Below are 22347 nucleotides of genomic sequence, written 5' to 3'. Positions count from 1 at the left end.
GGGCAAGGGATGTGTTTCGTCATCGATTCTCTCCGCCCTGCGGTCTTTGGCGAGAGTTGCCGTGCCGGGCCGGTGAGGCTATGTGTCCGCGCGAAACCGAAACCGGACCGATCGATGACCGAGAGACCGAATACACCGTTGCTGGACCGCGTGCGCGTGCCCGCCGACATGAAGGGCCTGAGTGACGCCGATCTCGAACGGCTTGCGGGTGAGCTTCGCGCCGAGACGATCAGCGCCGTGAGCGAGACCGGCGGGCACCTTGGTGCCGGGCTTGGCGTCGTGGAACTGACCGTGGCGCTGCATGCCGTATTCGAGGCGCCGAAGGACCGGATCATCTGGGATGTGAGCCACCAGTGCTATCCTCACAAGATACTGACGGGCCGGCGCGACCGGATCAGGACGCTGAGGCAGAAGGACGGGTTGAGCGGATTCACGAAGCGGTCGGAAAGCCCCTATGACCCGTTCGGGGCCGCGCACTCCTCGACCTCGATCAGCGCCGCGCTGGGTTTTGCCGTGGCGCGGGATCTGGGCGGTGCGCCGGAGCACGGGATCGGCGATGCCATCGCCGTGATCGGTGACGGGGCGATGAGCGCCGGAATGGCGTTCGAAGCGATGAACAATGCGGGCCATCTGAAGAAGCGGCTGATCGTCATCCTGAACGACAACGAGATGTCGATCGCGCCGCCGGTAGGCGCGATGAGCAGCTATCTGTCGCGGCTTTATGCGGGCGCGCCGTTTCAGGAGCTGAAGGCGGCGGCGAAGGGGGCGGTGAGCCTTCTGCCCGGCCCGTTCCAGGAAGGGGCGCGGCGGGCGAAGGATGTGCTGAAGCACATGACCGTCGGTGGCACGCTGTTCGAGGAGCTTGGCTTTTCTTATGTGGGGCCGATCGACGGGCATGATCTGGGCCAGCTTCTTCCCGTCCTGCGGACGGTGAAGGCGCGGGCGACCGGGCCGATCCTGATCCACGTGATCACCGAGAAGGGCAAGGGGTATGGCCCGGCGGAGGCCGCGCGCGACAAGGGCCACGGCGTTTCGAAATTCGACGTGATCACCGGCGAGCAGAAGAAGGCGCCGTCGAATGCGCCGTCCTACACCAAGGTGTTTGCCGAAAGCCTCGCGCAGGAGGCGGCCGAGGACGACAAGATTTCCGCCGTAACGGCGGCGATGCCCGATGGGACGGGGCTGAAGCTTTTCGCCGAGCGCTATCCAAGCCGGTGCTTCGACGTGGGCATTGCCGAGCAGCATGCGGTGACCTTCAGCGCGGGGATGGCGGCAGGAGGCCTTCGGCCGTTCTGCGCGCTTTATTCGACCTTTCTGCAGCGGGGATACGATCAGGTCGTGCATGACGTGGCGATCCAGCGCCTGCCGGTGCGGTTCGCGATCGACCGCGCGGGGCTTGTGGGTGCCGACGGGGCGACCCATGCCGGCAGCTTCGACATCGGCTATCTGGCGAACCTGCCCGGCTTCGTGGTGATGGCCGCCGCCGACGAGGCGGAGCTTCGGCACATGGTGGCGACGGCGGCGCGGCACGACGAAGGCCCCATCGCGTTCCGCTTCCCGCGGGGCGAGGGCGCGGGCGTCGAGATGCCCGAGCGTGGCGCGCCCATCGAGATCGGCAAGGGGCGGATGATCCGCGAAGGCAAGGGCGTGGCGATCCTGTCCTTCGGGGCGCGGCTTTCCGAGGTGCTGCTGGCCGCCGAGCGGCTGGAGGCGAAGGGGATATCGCCCACGGTGGCGGATGCGCGGTTTGCAAAGCCGCTCGACCGAGAGCTGATCCTCGATCTGGCGGCGCGGCACGAGGCGCTGATCACCATCGAGGAGGGTGCGGTCGGCGGGTTCGGCAGCCATGTGGCGCAGCTTCTGGGCGACGAGGGCGTGTTCGACGCGGGCCTGAAGTTCCGATCGATGGTCTTCCCCGATACGTTCATCGACCAGGCGAGCCCGGCGGATATGTACCGGGTGGCGGGGATGAGCGCGCCGGATATCGAAGCGAAGGTGCTTGAGGTCATGGGCGTCGCCGTCGTGGGCCAGCGGGCATGATCGCGCGGGTACTTGCGTGTCTTGCGGCAGTTCTGGCGGGAGGCGCGGCGGTTGCGCAGGTGCCGCCCTCTGCGTCGGAGATCGCGGGGTACGAGGGGCTTCACGCCGCTGCGGCGGCGGGCGATGCCGCAGCGATCCGGCAGCTTGTGGCAGAAGGTGCGGAGCTTGAGGCGCGAGACAGGCGAGGCCGGACGGCCGTTCACGTGGCCGCCTTCGCATCGGAAGCGGAGGCGCTGAGGGCGCTCGCGGAGGCCGGGGCGGATATGAACGCGCTGGAAGGCCAGGCCTATGATGCGGTGACGATCACGGCGGTGGCGGATGACCCCGAAATCATGTCGCTGGCGATCGCGCTTGGCAACGATCCCGGGCTGGTGACCAGCCCCTATGACGGAACCGCCCTGATCGCGGCGGCGCATCTGGGCCATGCCGAGGTGGTGCGGCGGCTGATCGCGGCTGGCGCGCCCCTGGACCACGTGAACAACCTCGGCTGGACGGCGCTGATCGAATCCGTCGTGCTGGGCGATGGCGGCCCCGATCACCAGGCGGTGGCCCGGGCGCTTCTGGCCGCCGGGGCGGACCCGGAGCTTGGCGACCGTCAGGGGGCCACGCCGCTCGCCCTCGCCGAGGCGCGCGGCTATGCCGAGATGGCGGCGATCCTGCGCGCCGCCGGGGCAGAGTGAGCTTTCCGGTCGATCCGCGTGCCCGCTGGGTGCTGATCTATCGCTGGGTGGTGTTTCTGCTGGCCGCCGGTTTCATGATCCGGCAGCTCGTTGTGGCAGCCGATTATGGCCATGCCGGGGGACCATTCCGCTATCTGACGATCTGGGCGCTTGTGCTTTCCTTCGTCGCCGCGAGCCGGATGCTTGCCCTGACCGAGGGGCGGAGCGAGAAGACCTGGTCGCGCCTCGTGATGGTCGCGGCGGTGGCGAACGGGCTGACCGTGTTGATGTACTGGCGCTTGTGGTTACAGGACCCGGCGCTGGTGGTGGCGGGCGATCCCCTGCCCCTGTGGGTCGACTATTACCTACACGGGGTCGGGCCGGTTCTGCAGTGGATCGACGTGCTTTTCATCTATGGCGGGTTCCGGCGACCGATGCGCGCGGTGCTGCCGTTTCTGGGCGTGGCGCTGGGATACCTGGCATGGGTGGAGCTGTTCGTGGGGCCGTTCAACGATTTTCCCGTCGGCCCGGTGACCGATGGGTTGCCCTATCCGTTCCTGAACGCGCTGGAGCCTGCGGCGCGGCTTCAGTTCTACGGGGTGACGGTGGTTACGGGCCTGGTGATCCTCGGCCTTTTCGCGGGGCTGGCCTGGGGGATCCGGCAGCTTCAGCCGACTTCGGCGGCGAGGAGCGCGGAGAGCCCGGACCGGTAATCGGGGTGGATGAGCTGAACCCCCAGCTCGGTCTTGATCCGGTCGTTTCGCACGCGTTTCGATTCCGCATAGAAGCTTTTCGCCATGGGCGAGAGATCGGCGTCTTCGAAATGAACTTCGGGGGGCAGGGGCACACCGAGGAGCGTGGCGGCATGGGCGATCACGTCCTGCGGCGGGGCGGGATCGTCGTCGCACAGGTTGTAGACCGCGCCGGGATCGGGCCGCGCGATGGAGGCGGCGAGAACCTGGGCGATATCGTCGACATGGATGCGCGAGAAGACCTGGCCTTCCTTGACGATGCGCCTCGCCGTGCCGTTCCGGACCTTCGAGAAGGGGCCGCGCCCGGGGCCGTAGATGCCCGCAAGGCGGAAGATGTGAAGGGGCAGGCCGTGGGCCGAGGCAAGGGCCTGCCAGCCCGCTTCGGCATCGACCCGCTGCAGGCCGCGTTTCGTGGACGGTGTGAGCGGGGTCGTTTCATCGACCCAGCCGCCGCCGTGATCGCCATAGACCCCGGTGGTCGAGAGATAGCCGAGCCATTCGATGTGGCCCGCGTTGGCCGCGATCCTCTTGCCCAGAGCGTTCAGCACCGGGTCGCCGTCGTCCCCAGGCGCGGCGGAGATCAGGATGTGGGTGGCGCGCTCGATGGCCCCGGAAATGTCGCCGTCGCCGGGCCAGAGCACGGGCTCGACGCCATCGGAGGCGAGGCGTTCGGCCTTCTCTGGCGAGCGGGTTGAGCCGATCACCGACCATCCGTCGGGACGCAGGCGGCGGGCGAGGGCCGCGGCGGAATAGCCGTGGCCGAGGGTGAGGAGCGTTTCGGTCATTGTCTCCTATTCCGGTGGGAGCTATCTGCAGGCAAGCAGAAAATTGCCCCGGGCCGGTGCCCAAGCGGGCGGGTCAGGAGGAACATGGACCTCAAGTCGCTTGAACTCGATGCCGCGGGGCTGTTGTCGGAAGTGATGTACGGGCACGGGTTCGCCCATTACGGCTATTTCCCGGAAGGCCCGCCCGAGACGCTTTCGGCCGCTGCCTTCGGCGCGGCGCAGCAGGCCTATTTCGAGCGGCTGGTGGGCGCGGTGCCGGAAGGGACGAAGAGCATCCTCGATGTCGGATCGGGCACGGGCGCCAATGCGCGCGCGCTGGTCAAGCGCGGTTTTGACGTTACCTGCGTGTCGCCGTCGGTTCAGATGAACGAGATGGCACGGCGGAAGCTGCCGCCGGGGACGGAGGTGATCGACGCGAAGTTCGAGGACTACGAAGGGGGTGAGCACGACTGCTGCCTCTTTGCAGAGAGCTTTCACTATATCGAGCTTCAGCCCGCGTTTGATCAGCTGGCGCGGGTGGCGCGGCAGAGCATCGTGATTTTCGACTACTTCCGGAGGCCCGGATTCGCCCATGGCGGCGGCACGCGGGGCACCCATGCGGCCTTTTGCGAGGCGGTGGAGGCACAGGGCGTGTTCGCAATCGAAAGCGACGTGGACGAAACCGATGCGATCGCCCCGAGCTTCGCCATTCACGACCACATCAAGAACGCCCATGTGGCGCCCTTCGTGAAGCGGTTCCGCAGTGCGTTTCGTGCGGAGAGCCGGCTGAAGGCCTGGGCGGCGGAGAAGGTGCTGGGCCGGGCGCTCGACAAGTTCGAGCGCGCCTCGTCACGGTCGGACAGCTTCCCGAAAGAGCACGAGTACCGCCTTGTCGTGCTGACGCGGCGGGAGGCCTGACGGCGGGCCTTGAGGCGCCCGGCGGGGCGTGGCATTCTGCGCCATGTCGAAGGGAACTGCATTTCACATTCAGGATTGGGCCGATGTTGCGCCGCATCTCGTGGCGGTGGCATCGGGCCGTGCGCCCGCTGATCTGGTGATCCGGGGCGGGCGTGTCGTCAACGTGCAAAGCCGCGAAGTGCTTGATGGCTGGGAGATCGCGGTGGCGGCGGGCCGGTTCGCCTATCTCGGCCCCGATGCCGGGCATACGATCGGCGAGGGCACCGAGATTGTGGATGCTGGAGGGCGCTATGTGCTGCCCGGTCTGTGCGACGGGCATATGCATATCGAGAGCGGGATGCTGACGCCTGCGGAGTTCGCGCGCGCCGTGATCCCGCACGGGACGACGACGATGTTCACCGATCCGCACGAGATCGCGAATGTCATGGGGCTGGAAGGCGTGCGGCTGATGCATGACGAGGCGCTGATGCAGCCCGTCAACATCTTTACCCAGATGCCGTCCTGCGCACCGTCGGCGCCGGGGCTCGAGACAACAGGGTTCGAGATTTCGGCCGGGGACGTGGCGGAGGCGATGGCCTGGCCCGGTATTATCGGGCTGGGCGAGATGATGAATTTTCCCGGCGTGATTGCGGGCGATCCCCAGATGCTGGCCGAGATGGCGGCGACGATGCGGGCCGGCAAGACGGTGGGCGGGCATTATGCGAGCCCGGATCGGGGCGTGGCGTTCTCGGCCTACCTGGCCGGTGGTGCGGCGGACGATCACGAGGGCACGGCGGAGGCCGATGCGGTTGCGCGGGCGCGGCAGGGCATGCGTTCGATGCTGCGGCTGGGATCGGCCTGGTATGACGTGGAAAGCCAGATCACGGCGGTGACGGAGCGCGGGATGGACCCCAGGAACTTCATCCTCTGCACCGATGACTGCCATTCGGGGACGCTGGTGAACGAGGGCCACATGAACCGCGTCGTGCGGCACGCGATTGCCTGCGGGTGCGATCCGCTTGTGGCGCTGCAGATGGCGACGGTGAACACGGCCACGCATTTCGGGCTGGAGCGGGAGCTGGGATCTATCGCGCCGGGGCGGCGGGCGGACATGATCCTGACCTCCGACCTTGAAACCCTGCCGGTCGAGCGGGTCTGGGCGCGGGGGGTGCTGGTGGCCGAAGACGGCCGGTGCGTTGTGGAGTGCCCGCATATCGGCTGGCCGGACGCGGCACGCGCTTCGGTCCACCTGAAGGCCCCGGTAACGACGGAGGCCTTCGAGGTTGCCGCGCCCGAGGGTGCCAACCGGGTGAGGGCGAAGGTGATCGGCGTCGTCGAGAACCAGGCGCCGACCAAGGCGCTGACCGCCGAGCTTCCCGTGTCGGACGGGGTGGTCGAGGGCGAGGGGGGCGTGTGCCAGATCGCCCTTGTGGAGCGGCACCGCGCGACGGGGGGTGTCGTGAACGGCTTCGTCTCCGGTTTTGGCTATGAAGGGCGGATGGCGATGGCATCGACCGTTGCTCATGACAGCCACCACATGATCGTCGTCGGCACGAGCCGCGAGGATATGGCGCAAGCCGTGAACCGGCTGGCCGAGGTGGGGGGCGGCGTCACCGTCTGGAAGGATGGCGAGGAGATCGCGCTTGTGGAACTTCCCATCGCCGGGCTGATGTCGGACAGCCCCGCGGCGGAGGTGGCGGCGAAGGCCGAGGCGATGGTGGCGGCGATGGTAGCCTGCGGCTGCACCCTGAACAACGCCTATATGCAGCATTCGCTGCTTGCGCTGGTGGTGATCCCCGAACTCAGGATTTCCGATCTTGGGCTGGTGGATGTGACGAAATTTGAACTGACAGATCTTTTCGAGGCCGAGACATGAACGCGCGCGACCGCAACCTGCCCATCGAATGCCCCGACGCCCCGGCGCATGAGGCGTTTACCGACCCCGCGAAGGCGGTAGAGCGGCTGGCAGAGCTTTACGACACCGCGGTGCGGTTTCTGTGCGAGAAGTTTTCCGACAGCCTGGCCGGTGGGCGGCCCGAAGCGCGGTATCGCGCGTTCTACCCCGAGATCCGCTTTGCCACGACGAGCTTTGCGGCGATCGACAGCCGCCTGAGTTTTGGCCACGTGGCCGAGCCCGGAATTTATGCGGCAACGATCACCCGGCCCGATCTGTTCGCGAATTACCTGACCCAGCAGATCGGCCTTCTGATCGATAACCACGGGGTGCCGGTGCATATCGGCCCTTCGATCACGCCGATGCCGGTGCATTTCGCGGTGGCGAACGACAAGGCGATGACGGTGCCGCAGGACGGGGCGATGGAGTTCACCCTGCGCGACGTATTCGACGTGCCGGACCTGTCGACGACGAATGACGACATCGTCAATGGCTATGGCTTCACCTTCGAGGACGGCGCGCGTTCGCTGGCGCCGTTCACCGCGCAGCGGGTGGATTACTCGCTTGCGCGGCTGGCGCATTACACCTCGACCGATGCCGAGCATTTTCAGAACCACGTTCTGTTCACGAACTACCAGTTCTATGTCGACGAGTTCGAGGCGTTTGCCCGCGCGATGCTGGCCGATCCCGAAAGCGGCTATACCGCCTTCGTCGGCCCCGGCAACCAGGTGATCACCGCGTCGGATGGGCCGATGACGGTGCCCGCAAAGCTGCCGCAGATGCCGAGCTATCACCTGTGCCGGAAGGACGGGGCGGGGATCACCCTCGTCAATATCGGGGTCGGGCCGTCGAACGCGAAGACGGCGACCGATCACATCGCTGTCCTGCGCCCCCATGCCTGGCTGATGGTGGGCCATTGCGCGGGTCTGAGGAATTCGCAGCAGCTGGGCGATTTCGTGCTGGCACATGGTTATCTCAGGGAAGACCACGTGCTGGACGACGACCTGCCGGTATGGGTGCCGATCCCGCCACTCGCCGAAATCCAGGTGGCGCTGGAACGTGCGGTGGCGGAGGTGACCGAATATGAAGGCTATGACCTGAAGCGGATCATGCGCACCGGCACCGTGGCCACCATCGACAACCGCAACTGGGAACTGCGCGACCAGTCGGGCCCGGTGCAGCGGTTGTCGCAATCCCGCGCCGTCGCGCTTGACATGGAAAGTGCGACGATCGCGGCGAACGGGTTCCGGTTCCGGGTGCCCTATGGCACGCTTCTGTGCGTCTCTGACAAGCCGTTGCACGGGGAGCTGAAGCTGCCCGGCATGGCCTCGGATTTCTACCGCACGCAGGTGTCGCGGCACCTGCTGATCGGAATCCGCGCGATGGAGGCGATCGCGGGGATGCCGCTTGAACGCATCCATTCGCGGAAGCTGCGCAGCTTTGAGGAGACGGCATTCCTCTGAACTCGCGAAAAAAGTGCGCGAAATGGCTTGATAGCCCTTATTTTGCTGCCACTAACCATTGTGTGTGCTATCAATATGACGTTAAAACAGCGGAGGACGCCCCGAGATAAGGGCGAATCGAGGAGACAAAGACATGGCGAAACCGATGACGAAGACTCAGCTTGTGGCTGCTCTGGCGGATGAGATGGGGAGCGACAAGAAGTCGGCCTCGGCCGCGCTGGACGCGATCACCGGCATCATCACCAAGGAAGTTTCGGGCGGTGGCGCCGTGACGCTTCCCGGTGTTGGCAAGATCTACTGCCGCGAGCGCCCGGCCCGCATGGTGCGGAACCCGGCCACCGGCGAGCAGATCAAGAAGGATGCCGACAAGGTGGTGAAGATGACCATCGCCAAGGCCCTGAAGGACAGCGTGAACGGCTGACCCGGCCTATACCGGATCTTGAAGATTGGGCCGCCTTCGGGCGGCCTTTTTTCGTTCTGGAACGTTGCGGCGGGGCCTGTTAGCCGTTCCGCGAAAGACGGGAGGGGCCCGATGGACATGCGCGCGATCTTCATGGGGCTGGCTTTCGCCTTCATGTGGTCGTCGGCCTTCACCTCGGCGCGGATCATCGTGCAGGATGCCTCGCCCCTCGCTTCCCTGTCGTTCCGGTTCCTTATCTCGGGGATCCTGGGCATCGCCATCGCGAAGGCCCTGGGCCAGACCTGGCACCTGACGCGGGCGCAATGGCGCGCGACGATCCTGTTCGGGATCTGCCAGAATGCGCTTTACCTCGGGTTCAACTTCGTCGCGATGCAGACGGTCGAGGCCTCGCTGGCGGCGATCATCGCCTCGTCCCTGCCGCTTCTTGTGGCCCTGGCGGGCTGGGTGATCTTTCGGGAAAAGCTGAGCCCGCGGGCGGTAACGGGGCTTCTGGCCGGGTTCGCGGGCGTGGGGCTGATCATGGGATCGCGGCTGTCGGGCGGTGTCGACCTGCAGGGCGTCGTCTATTGCGTGCTGGGGGCGCTGGCGCTGACCTTCGCCACGCTGGCGGTGCGGGGCGCGTCGTCCGGCGGGAACGTTCTGATGATTGTGGGGCTGCAGATGATCGTGGGCGCGGTGGTGCTTGCCGTTGCCGCGGCGGTACTGGAGGACGTGTTCGTCACGCCGACATGGCCGCTTGCGCTGGCCTTCGCCTATACGACGCTGGTGCCGGGGCTTCTGGCCACGTGGGTGTGGTTCATGCTGGTGAACCGGATCGGGGCGGTGAGGGCCGCGACCTTCCACTTCCTGAACCCGTTTTTCGGGGTGGCGGTGGCGGCGGTGTTGCTGCGGGAAAGCCTGGGGCCGCTCGATCTTGTGGGCGTGGGGATCATAACCGTGGCGATCCTCGTGGTGCAGCTCGAACGCCAGAGGCCGAAGCCGGTGCGCCCCGGCGGCGTCTGACGAGGGGGGCGCTGCCCCCCGCCGCCCTGCGGCCGGCCCCCCCGGAGTACTTCTGCCAGAATGAAGGGGCGGTCAGCCGATCGGGCCGCGCAGGCCGCCCGTCTGGCCCCGGTCGAGGAGGTAGTGATCGAGGATCACGGCCGCGGCCATCGCCTCGGCCACCGGGACGGCGCGGATGCCCACGCAGGGATCGTGCCGGCCCTTGGTGACGATCTCGGTCGCCGCGCCGGATTTGGTGATCGTCTTCCGCGGTGTCAGGATCGAGGAGGTGGGCTTGACCGCGAAGCGCACGACGATGTCCTGCCCCGTTGAGATACCGCCGAGGATGCCGCCGGCGTGGTTCGACGCGTAGCGCGGGCCATCATTGCCCATGGTGATTTCGTCGGCATTGGCCTCGCCGGTCAGCCGGCCCGCGGCCATGCCTTCGCCGATCTCCACGCCCTTCACGGCGTTGATCGACATCATCGCGGCGGCGAGATCGGTATCGAGCTTGCCGTAGACCGGGGCACCGAGCCCCGGGGGGCAGCCGCGGATCGTGACTTCGATCGTGGCGCCGACGGAGGAGCCTGATTTCCGGAGGCCGTCGAGATAGGCGGCCCAGTCTTCGGCGGCCGTCGCGTCAGGCGTCCAGAACGGGTTGTTCCCGATCTCGTCCCAGTCGAAGCGGGCGCGGTCGATCTCCTTCTCGCCCATGCCCACCATGTAGCCGGTGATCTCGACCCCGGGCACGAGCGCCTTCAGCGCCGCCCGCGCCACGCCGCCCGCGGCCACGCGGGCCGCGGTTTCGCGGGCCGAGGAACGGCCGCCGCCGCGATAATCGCGGATGCCGTATTTCTGCCAGTAGGTGATGTCGGCATGGCCGGGGCGGAACTTCTCGGCGATTTCGGAGTAATCCTTCGAGCGCTGGTCGGTGTTCCGGATCATCAGCTGGATCGGCGTGCCTGTGGTCACACCCTCGAAGGTGCCCGAAAGGATCTCCACCGCGTCGGCCTCGCGCCTCTGGGTCGTGTAACGGGACTGGCCGGGTTTGCGGCGGTCGAGCCAGACCTGAAGGTCGGCTTCCGAGACGGGTACGCCCGGAGGGCAGCCGTCGATAGTGGCGCCGAGGGCGGGCCCGTGGCTTTCGCCCCAGGTGGTGACGCGGAAGAGGTGACCGTAGGTGTTCAGGCTCATGACTAGCCCTCTAGCGGGAACCGGCGGGGGATGGAAGCCGCTCTGCCCCTTCATGTGGCTGGAAATATCCTGGGGGAATCGCCCGGACGGGCGATGGGGGCAACGCCCCCGGAGGCGCTTGTGCGCGAACGCCGGACGCGATACACCGGCCCCACCTCGGGGTGCCCATGGTTGGGCTGAGATGCACGGAATGACGTGTGAACCCGCAGAACCTGAACCGGTTAGCACCGGCGTAGGGAAGGGAAGAAGATCTTGATCCTTCGACCGACCCCCGCGTCCGGGCCACGTATGGAGGATGAAAGATGCGCTTTTCCATCATCGCGGCGGGACTTCTGGCTGGCAGTGCGGCTTTGGCCGACACGCCCGTCCTGACCGTCTATACCTATGACAGTTTCGTCTCGGACTGGGGCCCCGGCCCCGCGGTCGAGGCGGCGTTCGAGGAAACCTGCGGCTGCGACCTGAACTTCGTCAGCGCGGGCGACGGGGCCGCGCTTCTGGCGCGGATCCGGCTTGAAGGCGCGCGGTCGGAGGCAGATGTCGTGCTGGGGCTCGATACGAACCTGAGCGCCGCCGCCGCCGAAACCGGCCTTTTCGCGCCGCATGGGCAGGCGCCCGGGGCACTCGATCTGCCGATCGCCTGGGACGATCCGGTGTTCCTGCCGTTCGACTGGGGGTATTTCGCCTTCGTCCACGACACGACGCGGCTTGCCGTGCCGCCGGCCGATTTCCGCGCGCTTGGCGACAGCGACGTGTCGATCCTGATCCAGGATCCACGCTCTTCGACCCCCGGCCTCGGGCTCGTTCTCTGGGTCAAGGCGGCCTACGGGGACGAGGCGCCCGCCGTCTGGGAGGCGCTGTCGGACAATATCGTGACGGTGACGCCCGGATGGTCGGAAGCCTATGGGCTGTTCCTTGAAGGGGAGGCGGACATGGTTCTCTCTTACACCACGTCGCCCGCCTATCACCTGATCGCCGAGGAGGATGACACGAAACGGGCCGCACCTTTCGCGGAAGGCCATTACATGCAGGTCGAGGTGGCCGGTAAGCTTGCCGCCACCGATCAGCCCGAGCTTGCGGATGCATTTCTGGGTTTCATTCTGAGCGATGCGTTCCAGTCGGTCATCCCGACCACGAACTGGATGTATCCCGCGAAGACGCCCGAGTTTGGCTTGCCGGAGGGGTTCGGTGAACTGATCACCCCGGATAAGGCGCTTCTGATCCCGGCCGGCGAAGTCGAGGCGCAGCGGGCGCCGGCGATCGAGGAATGGCTCGACGCGCTGTCGCGGTGACGGGCGCGCGCGCCCTGCCTTGGGCGGCGGCCTGTGCCGTCGCCCTCATGGTGCTGGGGCCGCTTGTCGTGGTGATGCTGACCGCCGAGGGCAGCGGGGCGCTTTCTGCTCGGGATTGGGCGGCGGTCCGGTTCACCATGACACAGGCCGTTCTATCGGCCCTTTTCAGCGTGGCGCTCGCGGTGCCCGTGGCGCGGGCGCTGGCGCGGCGGCGGTTTGCCGGGCGTCGGGTGCTGATCATGCTTCTGGGGGCGCCCTTCGTCTTGCCGGTGATCGTGGCGGTCCTTGGGCTTCTGGCGGTGTTTGGAAACGCCGGGCTTCTGAACGGGCTGCTGGCCTTCCTGGGGCTGCCGCAGGTGTCGGTCTACGGGCTGCACGGCGTGGTGCTGGCGCATGTTTTCTTCAACCTGCCGCTCGCCGTGCGGCTGATCCTGCAGGGGTGGGCGGAGGTGCCGGCGGAGCGGTTTCGCCTTGCAGCCTCGCTCGGGATGGGGCCCGGCCCGGTGTTCCGGCATCTTGAATGGCCGATGCTGCGGGCGATCCTGCCCGGCGCGCTGGTGATCGTCTTCCTGATCTGCCTCACGAGTTTTGCCGTGGCGCTGACCCTGGGCGGAGGCCCGCGGGCGACGACGGTGGAGCTGGCGATCTACCAGGCGTTCCGGTTCGAGTTCGATCTGGCGCGGGCGGCGCGGCTTGCGGTGGTGCAGACCGGGCTGACGGTGGCCGGCGCGGCCCTTGCGCTGGCTGTGGCGCGGCCCTCGGGGCTTGGGCCGGGGCTTGACCGTGCAGTGCGGCGCTGGGACGGGGATCGCCCGGCGGCGCGGCTGGCCGACGGTGTTTGGATCGCGGCGGCGGCGCTGTTTCTGCTGACGCCCATGGCGATGATTGCCGCGGGCGGTGCGGCGGGGCTTCTGGCGCTCGAGGGGCCGGTTTTCTCCGCTGCCGCCCGATCCTTGGGTGTGGCGCTGGCCGCCGTGGTTCTGGCCTTTCTGATGGCGGTGCCGCTTGCCTTTGGGGCCGTCCGATACCGGGCGCTCGAGGGGGTGGGGTTCCTCCCCGTGGCAGCCTCGTCGCTGGTGCTTGGGGCCGGGCTGTTCCTGATCGTGTTTCCCATTGCCGATCCCGGGCGCGTGGCCCTGCCGGTGACGGCGGCGGTGAATGCGCTGATGGCGCTGCCCTTCGTGCTGAGGATCCTTCTGCCCGCGCTTCAGGGCGTGGAGGCGGATTACCGGCGGCTCGCAACGAGCCTCGGGATGGAAGGGACCGCGTGGCTGCGGCTGGTGGTGCTGCCCCGGCTTCGCGCGCCTGTGGGGTTCGCCGCCGGGCTGACCGCTGCGCTGGCCATGGGGGATCTTGGCGTGATCGCGCTTTTCGCCGATCCGGGTGGCGCGACGCTGCCCTTGCAGGTGTTCCGGCTGATGGGGGCCTATCAGATGGAGGCGGCGCAGGGGGCGGCGTTTCTGCTTCTGATCCTGAGCCTCGGCCTTTTCTGGGCCTTTGACCGGGGAGGGCGGGGCCATGCTTGAATTCGAGCGCTGCTCTCTGGAGCAAGGAAGCTTCCGGCTTGAGGCGGATATGAAGATCGCCGCGCCCGGGCGGGTGGCGGTGATCGGGCCTTCGGGCGGCGGGAAGTCGACGTTACTGGCCTCGGTCGGGGGATTTCTGGCGCCGGTGGCGGGGCGTGTGATCTGGGACGGCCGCGACCTTGGCCCCGTGCCGCCCGGGGAACGGCCGGTGACGACGCTGTTTCAGGATCAGAACCTCTTTCCGCATCTGACCGTGTTTCAAAACGTGGGGCTGGGGCTTGCGCCCGATCTGCGGCTGACGAACGCCGCGCGCGGCGCGGTCGAGGCGGCGCTTGGGCGGGTCGGGCTTCAGGGCTATGGCGCGCGGCGGCCGTCGGAGCTTTCGGGGGGGCAGGTCAGCCGCGTGGCGCTGGCGCGGGCGCTTGTGCGGGCGCGGCCGGTGATCTGCATGGACGAGCCGTTTTCGGCCCTCGGCCCGGCGCTGAAGGACGAGATGCTGGATCTGGTGGCGGAGTTGCTGGGTGAGGCGCTTGTGCTGATGGTCAGCCACGATCCCGAGGATGCGCTGCGTTTCGCGCCCCATTGCGTCGTCGTGGCTGAGGGCCGGGCGGAAGGCCCATTCGGCACCGGCGCGCTTCTGTCGGACCCGCCAGAGAGCCTGAAAGCCTATTTCGGGCGGCGGGGCTGGGGAACCGGGGCGTCTTAAGCGAAAAGAGCGCCCCGGGGGGCGCTCTTTCCATTGTTCCGTTAGGCAGGTGTTACTCGGCCGGCTGGGCCTTGGCCGATTTCTTGACCGGGGCCCAGATGCGCTTGTTCGTGAGATAGAGTAGCGCCGAGAGGATCGCGAGCATCAGAACGCCCGTGAAGCCTGCCTGTTTGCGGGCCATCATCTGGGGTTCCGCCGTCCACATCAGGAAGGCGGACACGTCCTGTGCCGCCTGTTCGAGCGTCGCTTCGGTGCCGTCCTCGTAGACCACGTCGTCGCCGTAGAGCGGCGGGGCCATCGAAATGTAGCCGCCGGGGAAGGCGGTGTTCTCGTAGAGGATCGCGCCTGCCTCTTCCTTCTCTTCGCCGGTGTAGCCGGTGAGAAGCGAGGCGATGTACTCGGCGCCGCCCATGCCCTTGAAGAACTGGTTGATGCCGAGGCCGTAGGGGCCGTGGAACCCGGCCCGGGCCTTCGCCATGAGGCTTAGGTCAGGGGCGTTCGAGAGCGACGACTGCGGAAAGTTGTCGTTCGGCGTGGCGGGGCGGAAATCCCCGTCGCCGTCGAGAAGGGCGGGATCCCAAACCTCGTAGAATTCCGCATAGGCGCGGACCTGATCTTCAGGAAGGCCGGGGCCGCCCTCGTCGCTGAGGGTCCGGATCGGAACGTAGCGCAGGCCGTGGCAGGCCGAGCAGATCTCTGTATAGACCTGCAGGCCGCGCTGGAGCTGCATCTGGTCGAAGCTGCCAAAGGGGCCCTCGAAGGAGAAATCGAAATCCTCCGTGTGGGCGGCTTCGCCGGCGGCGTGGGCCGCGCCAAGGCCGAGGCCCAGGATCGCGGCGGTGGTGAGTGCGAGTCGTCTGATCATTCTTTCAGATCCTCTCATTCGGCCGGCGTGGGGCTGGCCACGGTCGTGGTGCCGCCATGTTTCGATACGTGTTCCTGAAAATCCGCTTCGATCGTCTCGGGCTGCGCCAGAGGTTTCTCGAACACGCCCAGAAGCGGGAGGATGATCAGGAAGTAGGCGAACCAGTAGGCCGACGCGATCAGCGAGATCCAGGTGTAGAGACCTTCGGCCGGCATCGCACCAACCCACATCAGCACCATGAAGTCGACGCACAAGAGCCAGAACCACCACTTGAACATCGGGCGGTAGCGGCCGGAGCGGACCGACGAGGTGTCGAGCCAGGGCGCCAGCGCCATTACGAGGATCGAGCCGAACATCGCGAGCACGCCGAAGAACTTCGCATCGACGATGCCGCCGGTCACGAAGCTGACAAGCTGGACGAGCCAGACCTCGTCGGTGAAGGCCCGGAGGATCGCGTAGAACGGCAGGAAGTACCATTCGGGCACGATGTGCGCGGGCGTCGCAAGCGGGTTGGCTTCGATGTAGTTGTCGGGGTGGCCGAGGTAGTTCGGCATGAAGCCCACGATCGCGAAGAACACCAGAAGCACGATGGCAAGTGCGTAAAGGTCCTTGATCACGAAATAGGGCCAGAACGGAAGCGTATCCTTCTCGGCGTCTTCCTTCGACGTGCGGCGCACCTCGACCCCGGTGGGGTTGTTGTTGCCGGTGGTGTGGAACGCCCAGATGTGAACGATCACGAGACCGGCGATCAGGAAGGGCAGCAGGTAGTGCAGCGAGAAGAAGCGGTTCAGCGTGGCATTGTCCACCGCAGGGCCGCCCAAGAGCCAGGTCTGCAGACCTTCGCCCACGAACGGGATCGCGCCGAAGAGCCCGGTGATAACGGTCGCGCCCCAGAAGGACATCTGACCCCAGGGCAGCACGTAGCCCATGAAGGCCGTGGCCATCATCAGGAGGTAGATCAGCATGCCGATGATCCACGTCACCTCGCGCGGGGCCTTGTAGGAGCCGTAGTAGAGGCCCCGGAAGATGTGCAGATAGACCGCCACGAAGAACAGCGAGGCGCCGTTCATGTGCATGTAGCGGATCATGTGGCCGCCATTCACGTTACGCATGATATGCTCAACGGAGGCGAAGGCGTGATCCACATGGGGGGTGTAGTGCATGACCAGCATGACGCCCGTGGCGATCATCAGGACCAGAGTGAAGGTCAGGACGATGCCCCAGATCCACATCCAGTTCAGGTTCTTGGGCGTGGGGATCATGATGGTGTCGTAGAGCAGGCCGACGATCGGAAGGCGGCGGTGCAGCCACTTCTCGGCGTTCGACTTCGGCTCGTAATGATCGTGGGGAATTCCGGACATGGGCTTCCTCCTTCTTAACCGAGCAGGATCGTCGATTCGTCGACGAATTCAGCGGGCGGGACCGGAAGGTTTTCCGGCGCCGGACCTTTGCGGATCCGTCCCGAAGTGTCGTAATGCGACCCGTGGCAGGGGCAGAACCAGGCGTTGAAATCGCCCGCATCGCCGAGCGGCACACAGCCGAGGTGGGTGCAGACGCCCTGCATCACCAGCCATTCGCCCGTGTCGTCGAGGGCGCGGTTCTCGTCGGTGGCGGGAACCTCGCCGGCGAGGTTCGCGTTACGTGCCACCGGATCGATGAGATCGGAGACATCGACGCTGCGCGCGGCCTCGATCTCTTCCTGCGTACGGCGCCGGATGAAGATCGGTTTGCCGAGGAAGAGAACGGTGAGCTGGGTGCCCGGCTCGACCCCGGAGACGTCGACGCGGAGCGTCGAGGCCGCCTGAACGTCGGCAGACGGGTTCATCTGGTTGATCATGGGCCAGACCGCCGCGCCCGTTACCACGACGCCGGCGCCTCCTGTCGCGTAATACAGGAAATCCCGGCGTGAGCTCTCATGGTCTTCAGCGTGGGACACTGTGAACCTCCATTTTCAGGCCGAGATCGGCCAAATCCAACGGGGCCGCACGTGATGCAGCCCCCATCGGGGCGCTATCTAGCTCTCCCTCAAAGAGTCGTCCAGCGGTCAATCGCCCGCAGGGCGTCGAAGGGCGTTTTGCCGCAAGAGGCCTTAAGAGGGCGTTGTCGCTGCCAAACTCGGGCGCAGTTTCGCGGTTTCGTACCATGTGGCAAGCCCCGGGGAGGTGCCACGCCAGTCGCGATCCGGAAGGCGGAAGTCGACATAGCCGAGCGCACAGGCGAGCGCCAGATGGCCCATATCGGTGCGTCCCTGCAGGTGACTGAGCCATGTGCGTTCCAGTGCGGCGATGGCGGAGGCAACCTTGCCCCATTGCGCTTCGACCCAGTCCGCGCTGCGGGTGGCTTCTGGCCTGAGCCGGGCTTCGTAGACCATGAGGAGCGCGGCCTCCATGATGCCGTCGGCCAGCGCCTCGAGCGTCAGCGTGTCCCAGAGACGGGGGGCGGCGGGGTAGAGCCCGCCCCCCGCCAGGGTGTCGAGATAGCGGGTGATGACGCGGCTGTCGTAGAGTGCGGGCCCGTCGCTGCGTTCGAGAACGGGTATCTTGGAAAGCGGGTTGAGCGCCGTGGGATGGGTGCCGGGGGCGAGCGCGGTGCCCTGGGTGTCGACGATTTCGACCTGATCGGCGAGGCCGAGTTCGTGAATCACGGTGCGCGCCTTGCGGGCAAAGGGCGAGGCCGGGCTGGAATAGAGCTTCATGGGTGCAACCTGTGTGTTGGGGGCGTGTGCTGTCATTCGGCTTTCAGAGCGCGCATGTGGCGGGCGATATCGGCCTGGCCGTGCCCGTCGAGCGCGTCTGCGGCGGCGATGCGGGCGGCGTCGGGCTTGTTCTGGCCGAGTTTCCAGGTGCCGTCGACCGACTCGATCCGGAGGCGGAAGGGCAGGATCATGCGCATCATGCGGTCGCGCACTTCGGGCGTCATCTTGTCCATCGTCCAGGGCGGTTTCGGGTGAAGCGCGTTCTCGAAGTGGGCGGACTGGCGGGCGAGCATATCTTCCAGTGCCGTGTCGGGAAGGCGTTCGAGCCGGCCGCGGAGGTGGACGGCGATGTAGTTCCAGGTCGGCGCCTGATCGTCGAGGCCGTACCAGTCGGGCGAGATATAGCCGTCGGGACCGGATACCGCGATCACCGCCGGGCCGCTCGGCAACCGTGCGATCGGGTTCGAGCGGACGAGGTGAAGATCGGCCGTTTCGCCGCCGTCATCGAGGAGGAAGGGGATGTGCGAGAGAAGCGGCCCGCCGTCGGCACTGACCGAAAGGATGCCGAAGCCCCGGGCGCGGGCGAAGGCGAGGTTCCGGTTGCGGGGCGTGCCGCGGAAGGCGGGGTTCGGGTGCATGGGGAGAGGGTTGGACCTGTCGCGGAGGATTGGCAAGGGGGCGCTGCCCCCATCGCCCGTACCGGGCGATTCCCCCGGGATATTTCGGGCCACATGAAGGCCCGGGGCGGGCGTTCAGGCGGTAAGCTGTGCACCCCTGATACCCGAGATGGGCGCGGTGACGAGATTGCCCGGGGCGTGATCGGTTTCGAAGCGAACCTCGGCGAAGTGTTCCGTCCGGCCCATGCGGGCGCTTTCCATAAGGATGCTGTGGGTGCGCCCGACCTGGGCCGAGAGGTGGCGGGCGACGGCGGCCTCGCCGGCCGCGCGCAGCCGGGCGGCGCGCGCGCGGATCGTCGCGCCGTCGAGTTGCGGCATGCGCGCCGCCGGGGTGCCCGGGCGGGGCGAGTAGGGGAAGACATGGAGCCAGGTGAGGCCGCAGTCGTCGATGAGGCGGAGCGAGTTTTCGAACATCGCCTCCGTCTCGGTCGGGAAGCCTGCGATGATGTCGGCGCCGAAGGTGATATCGGGCCGCGCCGCGCGTGCCTCGGCGCAGAAGCGGATCGCTTCGTCGCGCAGGTGGCGGCGCTTCATCCGCTTAAGGATCATGTCGTCGCCCGCCTGGAGCGAGAGGTGAAGATGCGGCATCAGGCGCGGCGCCTCGGCGATCGCCGTCATCAGCGCCTCGTCCACTTCGATCGAATCGATCGACGAGATGCGCAGGCGGGGAATGCCGGTCAGCGTGAGGATGCGGCGGACGAGATCGCCGAGCCGGGGCTGGCCGGGCAGATCGGCGCCCCAGGAGGTGAGATCGACGCCGGTGAGGACCACTTCGTTATACCCGCGCTCCGTGAGGCGGTTGATCTGGTCGACCACGACGCCCGCGGGCACCGAGCGCGAATTGCCACGGCCGTAGGGGATGATGCAGAAGGTGCAGCGGTGGTCGCAGCCGTTCTGGACCTGCACATAGGCGCGCGCGCGGGTGCCGAACCCGTCGATAAGGTGGCCCGCGGTTTCGGTGACCGACATGATGTCGTCGACCTGCACAGGCTCGGTTTCGCCGGTGGCGAGCCCGGCCCAGGTGGCGGGTGCCATCTTTTCGGCGTTGCCGATGACATGATCGACCTCGTCCATCGCCGCGAAGCCTTCCGGATCGGTCTGGGCCGCGCAGCCGGTGACGATGATCCGCGCGCCCGGATTCTGGCGGCGCAGCTTGCGGATATCCTGCCGGGCCTTGCGCACGGCTTCCTGCGTGACGGCGCAGGTGTTCACGATCACCGCGTCTTCAAGCCCGGCGCGGGCCGCCAGATCTTTCATCGCGTGGGTTTCGTAGGCGTTGAGGCGGCAGCCATGGGTGGAGAAGACGGGCACTTTCCGATCCATCACAGCGCTTCCAGGAAGGCGGGCGTCAGGGTGCCGGTGAAGACATGCGCGGTGGGCCCCGTCATCCAGACGCCATCCTCGCGCCAGTCGATGAAGAGCGTGCCGCCGTCGAGATCGAGCGTGACGGCGCGGCCCGCCAGCCCGCGGCGGGCGGCGGCGACGGTGACGGCGCAGGACGAGGAGCCGGAGGCGAGGGTGATGCCCGTTCCACGCTCCCACACCCGCATGCGCAGGCGGTCGGGGCCGGTGACCTGGGCAATCTGGACATTGGTGCGCTCTGGGAAGAGCGGATGGGTTTCGATCCCGGGGCCGAAGGCGGCGAGATCGATCGCCGTCACGTCTTCGACGAAGAACGTGCAATGCGGGTTGCCCATGCCGGTGGCGACCGGATCGCCCTCGATCGGCAGATGGAGCGTGTCGATATCTTCCGCGAGCGGGATCTCGCGCCAGTCAAGGAGCGGGGGGCCCATGTTGACGGAGGCGAGCCCGGCATCGGTGCGCCGGGCGGAGAGCACGCCGCGTTCCGTGCGAAGCGTCAGGCTGTCCTGCCCGCGGGTCGCCATTTCGGCATCGGCGATGCAGCGGGTGGCGTTGCCGCAGGCGCCGGCCCGGGAGCCGTCGGGGTTCCAGAAGGTGAGGCGAAGATCGGCGGAGTCATCGGTTTCGATCAGGGCGAGCTGATCGAAGCCCACGCCACGATGCCGGTCGCCCAGCGCCCGGGCGAGCGCGGGCGTGACCTCGGCGGGCGCGCCGCGCCCGTCGATCACGACGAAGTCGTTGCCAAGCCCGTGCATCTTCCTGAAGACGAGCGGTGCGTCTGTCGGCCCCTGTGCCATGGGCCGGGCATATAGACGCCCGGGGCCCGCGAATCCAGCGGAGTCAGTAAGCCGTGTCGCCACCCGCCCCGATCCGGGTGGCAAGCCAGGTCAGCGGCGAATCCTGCCGCATGCGCTTCAGCGCGCGCGCGGGTTGCCGCATCAACTCGTCGAACCGGTCGGTCATCGCGTCGCCGCCGGCATCGGTCAGCCACCAGCCGACGAGGGCGCACCAGTCGAAGTGATCGTGCACTTCTTCGCTTGTCCAGAACGTGCCGCCGCCCTTCGGCATGACGCGCTGCACCTCGACGGAAGTGGTGGTGCTACCGTCCTCCTGCGTCGCCGCGTAGAGGATGGTTTGTTCGGTTTCCGTCATCTCGAGGATCTTTGCCTCGATGCGGTGCTCTTCGGTGACGGGTGTGCCGGTGCAGCCGTCGACCGTATCGAAGGAGAAATAGACGGGGAAGAAGCCCCGGCCATCCACGGGCCCCGTCCGGCGGTTGCCGCCCGAGGTTTCGGGCAGAACGAAGAGCCCGTCGCGGGCCTGATCGAGGGGCAGGGGCACGTAGAGCGAAAGCCGCGCGCGGCGTTCGCCCGCGGGGCGGCCAGCGAGAACGCCGACGACTGCGAGGACAGAACCCATGCCCAGGAAAAGAAGTGCGAGGGGCAGGAAAAGAAGGATGACGCCGATCGCCAAGATGGCGTCGCGATCATAGAGCCCGCCGATCAGGAACGCGAGAAGCGGGGCAGAGAAGGCGGCAACGGCGGCGGCGATGGAGAAGCCCAGCGCCTCGATCCAGCCGCCGGGGAAGCGGATGGCCAGGGCGGCCATGAGAAGCGTCCAGACCCCGGTTGTGCCGAAGATCCAGATCGGATCTGCGAAGAAACTGCCCGGCCCGCTCAGGAGTGCTGCGGGGACCGCGCCCAGAAGCGGCAGAACGCCGGTCAGCGCGATCTGGCGGCGAAGGCGGTAGAGCCTGTAGGCGGCGTGACTGACGGCGGATCGGGGGGCGGCGTACTCCATGAGCCGGATCCTGCCCTGCGAATACGGCGATCTGCTGGCCGGGGGAGGGCGGGGAGATGGCGGGGCAGCCGCGCAATGAGGAAGATCGGCATTTGCCCTTGACGGGTCGGGGCGCTGAAGGTACGTCCGGCGCCCGAGTGGGCCGTTAGCTCAGTTGGTAGAGCAACTGACTTTTAATCAGTGGGTCGCAGGTTCGAATCCTGCACGGCTCACCACTGAAATCAAGGACTTAGGCGAACAGCGCTATATGATCGCTGTTTCAGGTAAGCGCAGGGTAAGCCTGAGTGTCCGGGATCAGCACCTGTGGGACTGATTAAAGGGTTTTCGTAACGGAGGGTTTCTGGCTCATCTGAACCATCAAG

21 protein-coding genes, 1 tRNA gene and 1 riboswitch are annotated in these 22347 nt (G+C 66.9%); of the genes, 12 read left to right on the top strand and 10 right to left on the bottom strand.

The genetic code is table 11. The annotated features are described in order from the left end of the window. Positions 1–114 precede the first annotated feature (114 nt). From dxs to RXV90_RS03015, 3 genes are read left to right on the top strand one after another with little or no spacing between them, the layout of a single operon-like run. A complete protein-coding gene (gene dxs / locus RXV90_RS03025) occupies positions 115–2040 on the top strand; it encodes a 1-deoxy-D-xylulose-5-phosphate synthase (RefSeq protein ID WP_316646802.1) in 1926 nt (641 codons plus the stop codon). After that, positions 2037–2720, top strand: a complete 684-nt coding sequence (locus RXV90_RS03020) for an ankyrin repeat domain-containing protein (RefSeq protein WP_316646801.1) — start codon at positions 2037–2039, stop codon at positions 2718–2720. The genes dxs and RXV90_RS03020 overlap by 4 nt, the downstream gene beginning before the upstream one ends. After that, entirely contained in the window at positions 2717–3412 is a 696-nt protein-coding gene (locus RXV90_RS03015) for an androgen-induced gene 1 family protein (RefSeq protein ID WP_316646800.1), read from the top strand. Before RXV90_RS03020 ends, RXV90_RS03015 begins: the two co-directional genes overlap by 4 nt. Here RXV90_RS03015 and RXV90_RS03010 read toward each other — a convergent pair. Next, the gene (locus tag RXV90_RS03010) at positions 3367–4236 is read right to left on the bottom strand and encodes an SDR family oxidoreductase (RefSeq protein WP_316646799.1); all 870 of its coding nucleotides are present in this window, start codon (positions 4234–4236) and stop codon (positions 3367–3369) included. The two genes, RXV90_RS03015 and RXV90_RS03010, sit on opposite strands and share 46 nt — an antisense overlap. 84 nt (positions 4237–4320) lie before the next feature. Between RXV90_RS03010 and RXV90_RS03005 the strand changes: the two genes are divergently transcribed. The 5 genes from RXV90_RS03005 to RXV90_RS02985 all read left to right on the top strand — a co-directional run bounded on the left by RXV90_RS03005 (position 4321) and on the right by RXV90_RS02985 (position 9892). Next, positions 4321–5133 carry a class I SAM-dependent methyltransferase gene (locus RXV90_RS03005; protein WP_316646798.1) on the top strand — a complete coding sequence of 271 codons (813 nt, stop codon included), beginning with the start codon at positions 4321–4323 and terminating at the stop codon, positions 5131–5133. Positions 5134–5176: 43 nt separating this feature from the next. Then, positions 5177–6988, top strand: coding sequence for an adenine deaminase (gene ade / locus RXV90_RS03000; protein ID WP_316646797.1), 1812 nt, complete (start codon positions 5177–5179; stop codon positions 6986–6988). Continuing rightward, positions 6985–8469 carry an AMP nucleosidase gene (locus RXV90_RS02995; RefSeq protein WP_316646796.1) on the top strand — a complete coding sequence of 495 codons (1485 nt, stop codon included), beginning with the start codon at positions 6985–6987 and terminating at the stop codon, positions 8467–8469. Before ade ends, RXV90_RS02995 begins: the two co-directional genes overlap by 4 nt. Before the next feature lie 133 nt (positions 8470–8602). After that, positions 8603–8890 carry an HU family DNA-binding protein gene (locus tag RXV90_RS02990; protein ID WP_316646795.1) on the top strand — a complete coding sequence of 96 codons (288 nt, stop codon included), beginning with the start codon at positions 8603–8605 and terminating at the stop codon, positions 8888–8890. Positions 8891–9001: 111 nt separating this feature from the next. Then, positions 9002–9892 (top strand): DMT family transporter, encoded by an 891-nt coding sequence (locus RXV90_RS02985; protein WP_316646793.1) that lies wholly within the window; start codon positions 9002–9004, stop codon positions 9890–9892. Positions 9893–9964: 72 nt separating this feature from the next. On the opposite strand, the gene aroC is transcribed toward RXV90_RS02985, so the two are convergent. Next, positions 9965–11065, bottom strand: a complete 1101-nt coding sequence (aroC, locus tag RXV90_RS02980; protein WP_316646792.1) for a chorismate synthase — start codon at positions 11063–11065, stop codon at positions 9965–9967. 147 nt (positions 11066–11212) lie between these two features. Beyond that, positions 11213–11321, top strand: a riboswitch (TPP riboswitch). 46 nt (positions 11322–11367) lie between these two features. Here aroC and thiB point away from each other — a divergent pair. The 3 genes from thiB to RXV90_RS02965 are packed head-to-tail and all read left to right on the top strand — an operon-like array spanning position 11368 to position 14586. Further along, positions 11368–12354, top strand: coding sequence for a thiamine ABC transporter substrate binding subunit (thiB, locus tag RXV90_RS02975; RefSeq protein ID WP_316646791.1), 987 nt, complete (start codon positions 11368–11370; stop codon positions 12352–12354). Next, complete coding sequence (locus tag RXV90_RS02970) at positions 12330–13880, top strand: thiamine/thiamine pyrophosphate ABC transporter permease ThiP (protein WP_316646789.1); 1551 nt, start codon at positions 12330–12332, stop codon at positions 13878–13880. Before thiB ends, RXV90_RS02970 begins: the two co-directional genes overlap by 25 nt. Beyond that, positions 13873–14586 carry a thiamine ABC transporter ATP-binding protein gene (locus RXV90_RS02965; protein ID WP_316646788.1) on the top strand — a complete coding sequence of 238 codons (714 nt, stop codon included), beginning with the start codon at positions 13873–13875 and terminating at the stop codon, positions 14584–14586. The genes RXV90_RS02970 and RXV90_RS02965 overlap by 8 nt, the downstream gene beginning before the upstream one ends. A 52-nt stretch (positions 14587–14638) precedes the next feature. On the opposite strand, the gene RXV90_RS02960 is transcribed toward RXV90_RS02965, so the two are convergent. The 8 genes from RXV90_RS02960 to RXV90_RS02925 form a co-directional block, all read right to left on the bottom strand. Next, positions 14639–15451 carry a cytochrome c1 gene (locus RXV90_RS02960; protein WP_316646787.1) on the bottom strand — a complete coding sequence of 271 codons (813 nt, stop codon included), beginning with the start codon at positions 15449–15451 and terminating at the stop codon, positions 14639–14641. A 14-nt stretch (positions 15452–15465) separates the two neighbouring features. Then, on the bottom strand, positions 15466–16812 hold the full coding sequence (gene petB / locus RXV90_RS02955; protein WP_316646786.1) for a cytochrome b: 1347 nt from the start codon (positions 16810–16812) through the stop codon (positions 15466–15468). A gap of 14 nt (positions 16813–16826) precedes the next feature. Beyond that, positions 16827–17387: a ubiquinol-cytochrome c reductase iron-sulfur subunit gene (gene petA / locus RXV90_RS02950; protein ID WP_316646785.1), complete on the bottom strand. Its 561-nt coding sequence runs from the start codon at positions 17385–17387 to the stop codon at positions 16827–16829. Between the two features lie 153 nt (positions 17388–17540). Further along, entirely contained in the window at positions 17541–18146 is a 606-nt protein-coding gene (locus tag RXV90_RS02945) for a glutathione S-transferase (RefSeq protein WP_316646784.1), read from the bottom strand. Positions 18147–18178: 32 nt separating this feature from the next. Beyond that, positions 18179–18784 carry an FMN-binding negative transcriptional regulator gene (locus RXV90_RS02940; RefSeq protein WP_316646783.1) on the bottom strand — a complete coding sequence of 202 codons (606 nt, stop codon included), beginning with the start codon at positions 18782–18784 and terminating at the stop codon, positions 18179–18181. Positions 18785–18898: 114 nt separating this feature from the next. After that, entirely contained in the window at positions 18899–20146 is a 1248-nt protein-coding gene (gene mtaB, locus RXV90_RS02935; RefSeq protein WP_316646782.1) for a tRNA (N(6)-L-threonylcarbamoyladenosine(37)-C(2))-methylthiotransferase MtaB, read from the bottom strand. Then, positions 20146–20982: a diaminopimelate epimerase gene (gene dapF, locus RXV90_RS02930; protein WP_316646780.1), complete on the bottom strand. Its 837-nt coding sequence runs from the start codon at positions 20980–20982 to the stop codon at positions 20146–20148. The genes mtaB and dapF overlap by 1 nt, the downstream gene beginning before the upstream one ends. Before the next feature lie 43 nt (positions 20983–21025). Then, complete coding sequence (locus RXV90_RS02925) at positions 21026–21985, bottom strand: hypothetical protein (RefSeq protein WP_316646779.1); 960 nt, start codon at positions 21983–21985, stop codon at positions 21026–21028. A 139-nt stretch (positions 21986–22124) separates the two neighbouring features. Here RXV90_RS02925 and RXV90_RS02920 point away from each other — a divergent pair. Continuing rightward, positions 22125–22200: transfer RNA gene (locus RXV90_RS02920), tRNA-Lys, on the top strand. The last annotated feature ends 147 nt before the right edge of the window (positions 22201–22347 follow it).

It is taken from the genome of Ovoidimarina sediminis, assembly GCF_032586175.1.
Lineage (GTDB): Bacteria > Pseudomonadota > Alphaproteobacteria > Rhodobacterales > Rhodobacteraceae > Ovoidimarina > Ovoidimarina sediminis.
The sequence above is the reverse complement of the archived record's forward strand: the minus strand, read 5'-3'. Positions and strand labels throughout refer to the sequence as shown.

Excerpts from the sequence above, each read along its gene's own strand:
- RXV90_RS02985 (WP_316646793.1), top strand. The coding sequence starts at position 9,002 with ATGGACATGCGCGCGATCTTCATGGGGCTGGCTTTCGCCTTCATGTGG.
- aroC (WP_316646792.1), bottom strand. The coding sequence starts at position 11,065 with ATGAGCCTGAACACCTACGGTCACCTCTTCCGCGTCACCACCTGGGGC.
- petB (WP_316646786.1), bottom strand. The coding sequence starts at position 16,812 with ATGTCCGGAATTCCCCACGATCATTACGAGCCGAAGTCGAACGCCGAG.
- RXV90_RS03010 (WP_316646799.1), bottom strand. The coding sequence starts at position 4,236 with ATGACCGAAACGCTCCTCACCCTCGGCCACGGCTATTCCGCCGCGGCC.
- dxs (WP_316646802.1), top strand. The coding sequence starts at position 115 with ATGACCGAGAGACCGAATACACCGTTGCTGGACCGCGTGCGCGTGCCC.
- RXV90_RS02940 (WP_316646783.1), bottom strand. The coding sequence starts at position 18,784 with ATGCACCCGAACCCCGCCTTCCGCGGCACGCCCCGCAACCGGAACCTC.
- RXV90_RS02990 (WP_316646795.1), top strand. The coding sequence starts at position 8,603 with ATGGCGAAACCGATGACGAAGACTCAGCTTGTGGCTGCTCTGGCGGAT.
- RXV90_RS02945 (WP_316646784.1), bottom strand. The coding sequence starts at position 18,146 with ATGAAGCTCTATTCCAGCCCGGCCTCGCCCTTTGCCCGCAAGGCGCGC.
- RXV90_RS02925 (WP_316646779.1), bottom strand. The coding sequence starts at position 21,985 with ATGGAGTACGCCGCCCCCCGATCCGCCGTCAGTCACGCCGCCTACAGG.
- mtaB (WP_316646782.1), bottom strand. The coding sequence starts at position 20,146 with ATGGATCGGAAAGTGCCCGTCTTCTCCACCCATGGCTGCCGCCTCAAC.
- RXV90_RS03005 (WP_316646798.1), top strand. The coding sequence starts at position 4,321 with ATGGACCTCAAGTCGCTTGAACTCGATGCCGCGGGGCTGTTGTCGGAA.
- RXV90_RS03020 (WP_316646801.1), top strand. The coding sequence starts at position 2,037 with ATGATCGCGCGGGTACTTGCGTGTCTTGCGGCAGTTCTGGCGGGAGGC.
- RXV90_RS02960 (WP_316646787.1), bottom strand. The coding sequence starts at position 15,451 with ATGATCAGACGACTCGCACTCACCACCGCCGCGATCCTGGGCCTCGGC.
- RXV90_RS02965 (WP_316646788.1), top strand. The coding sequence starts at position 13,873 with ATGCTTGAATTCGAGCGCTGCTCTCTGGAGCAAGGAAGCTTCCGGCTT.
- RXV90_RS02970 (WP_316646789.1), top strand. The coding sequence starts at position 12,330 with ATGGCTCGACGCGCTGTCGCGGTGACGGGCGCGCGCGCCCTGCCTTGG.
- ade (WP_316646797.1), top strand. The coding sequence starts at position 5,177 with ATGTCGAAGGGAACTGCATTTCACATTCAGGATTGGGCCGATGTTGCG.
- dapF (WP_316646780.1), bottom strand. The coding sequence starts at position 20,982 with ATGGCACAGGGGCCGACAGACGCACCGCTCGTCTTCAGGAAGATGCAC.
- RXV90_RS02995 (WP_316646796.1), top strand. The coding sequence starts at position 6,985 with ATGAACGCGCGCGACCGCAACCTGCCCATCGAATGCCCCGACGCCCCG.
- thiB (WP_316646791.1), top strand. The coding sequence starts at position 11,368 with ATGCGCTTTTCCATCATCGCGGCGGGACTTCTGGCTGGCAGTGCGGCT.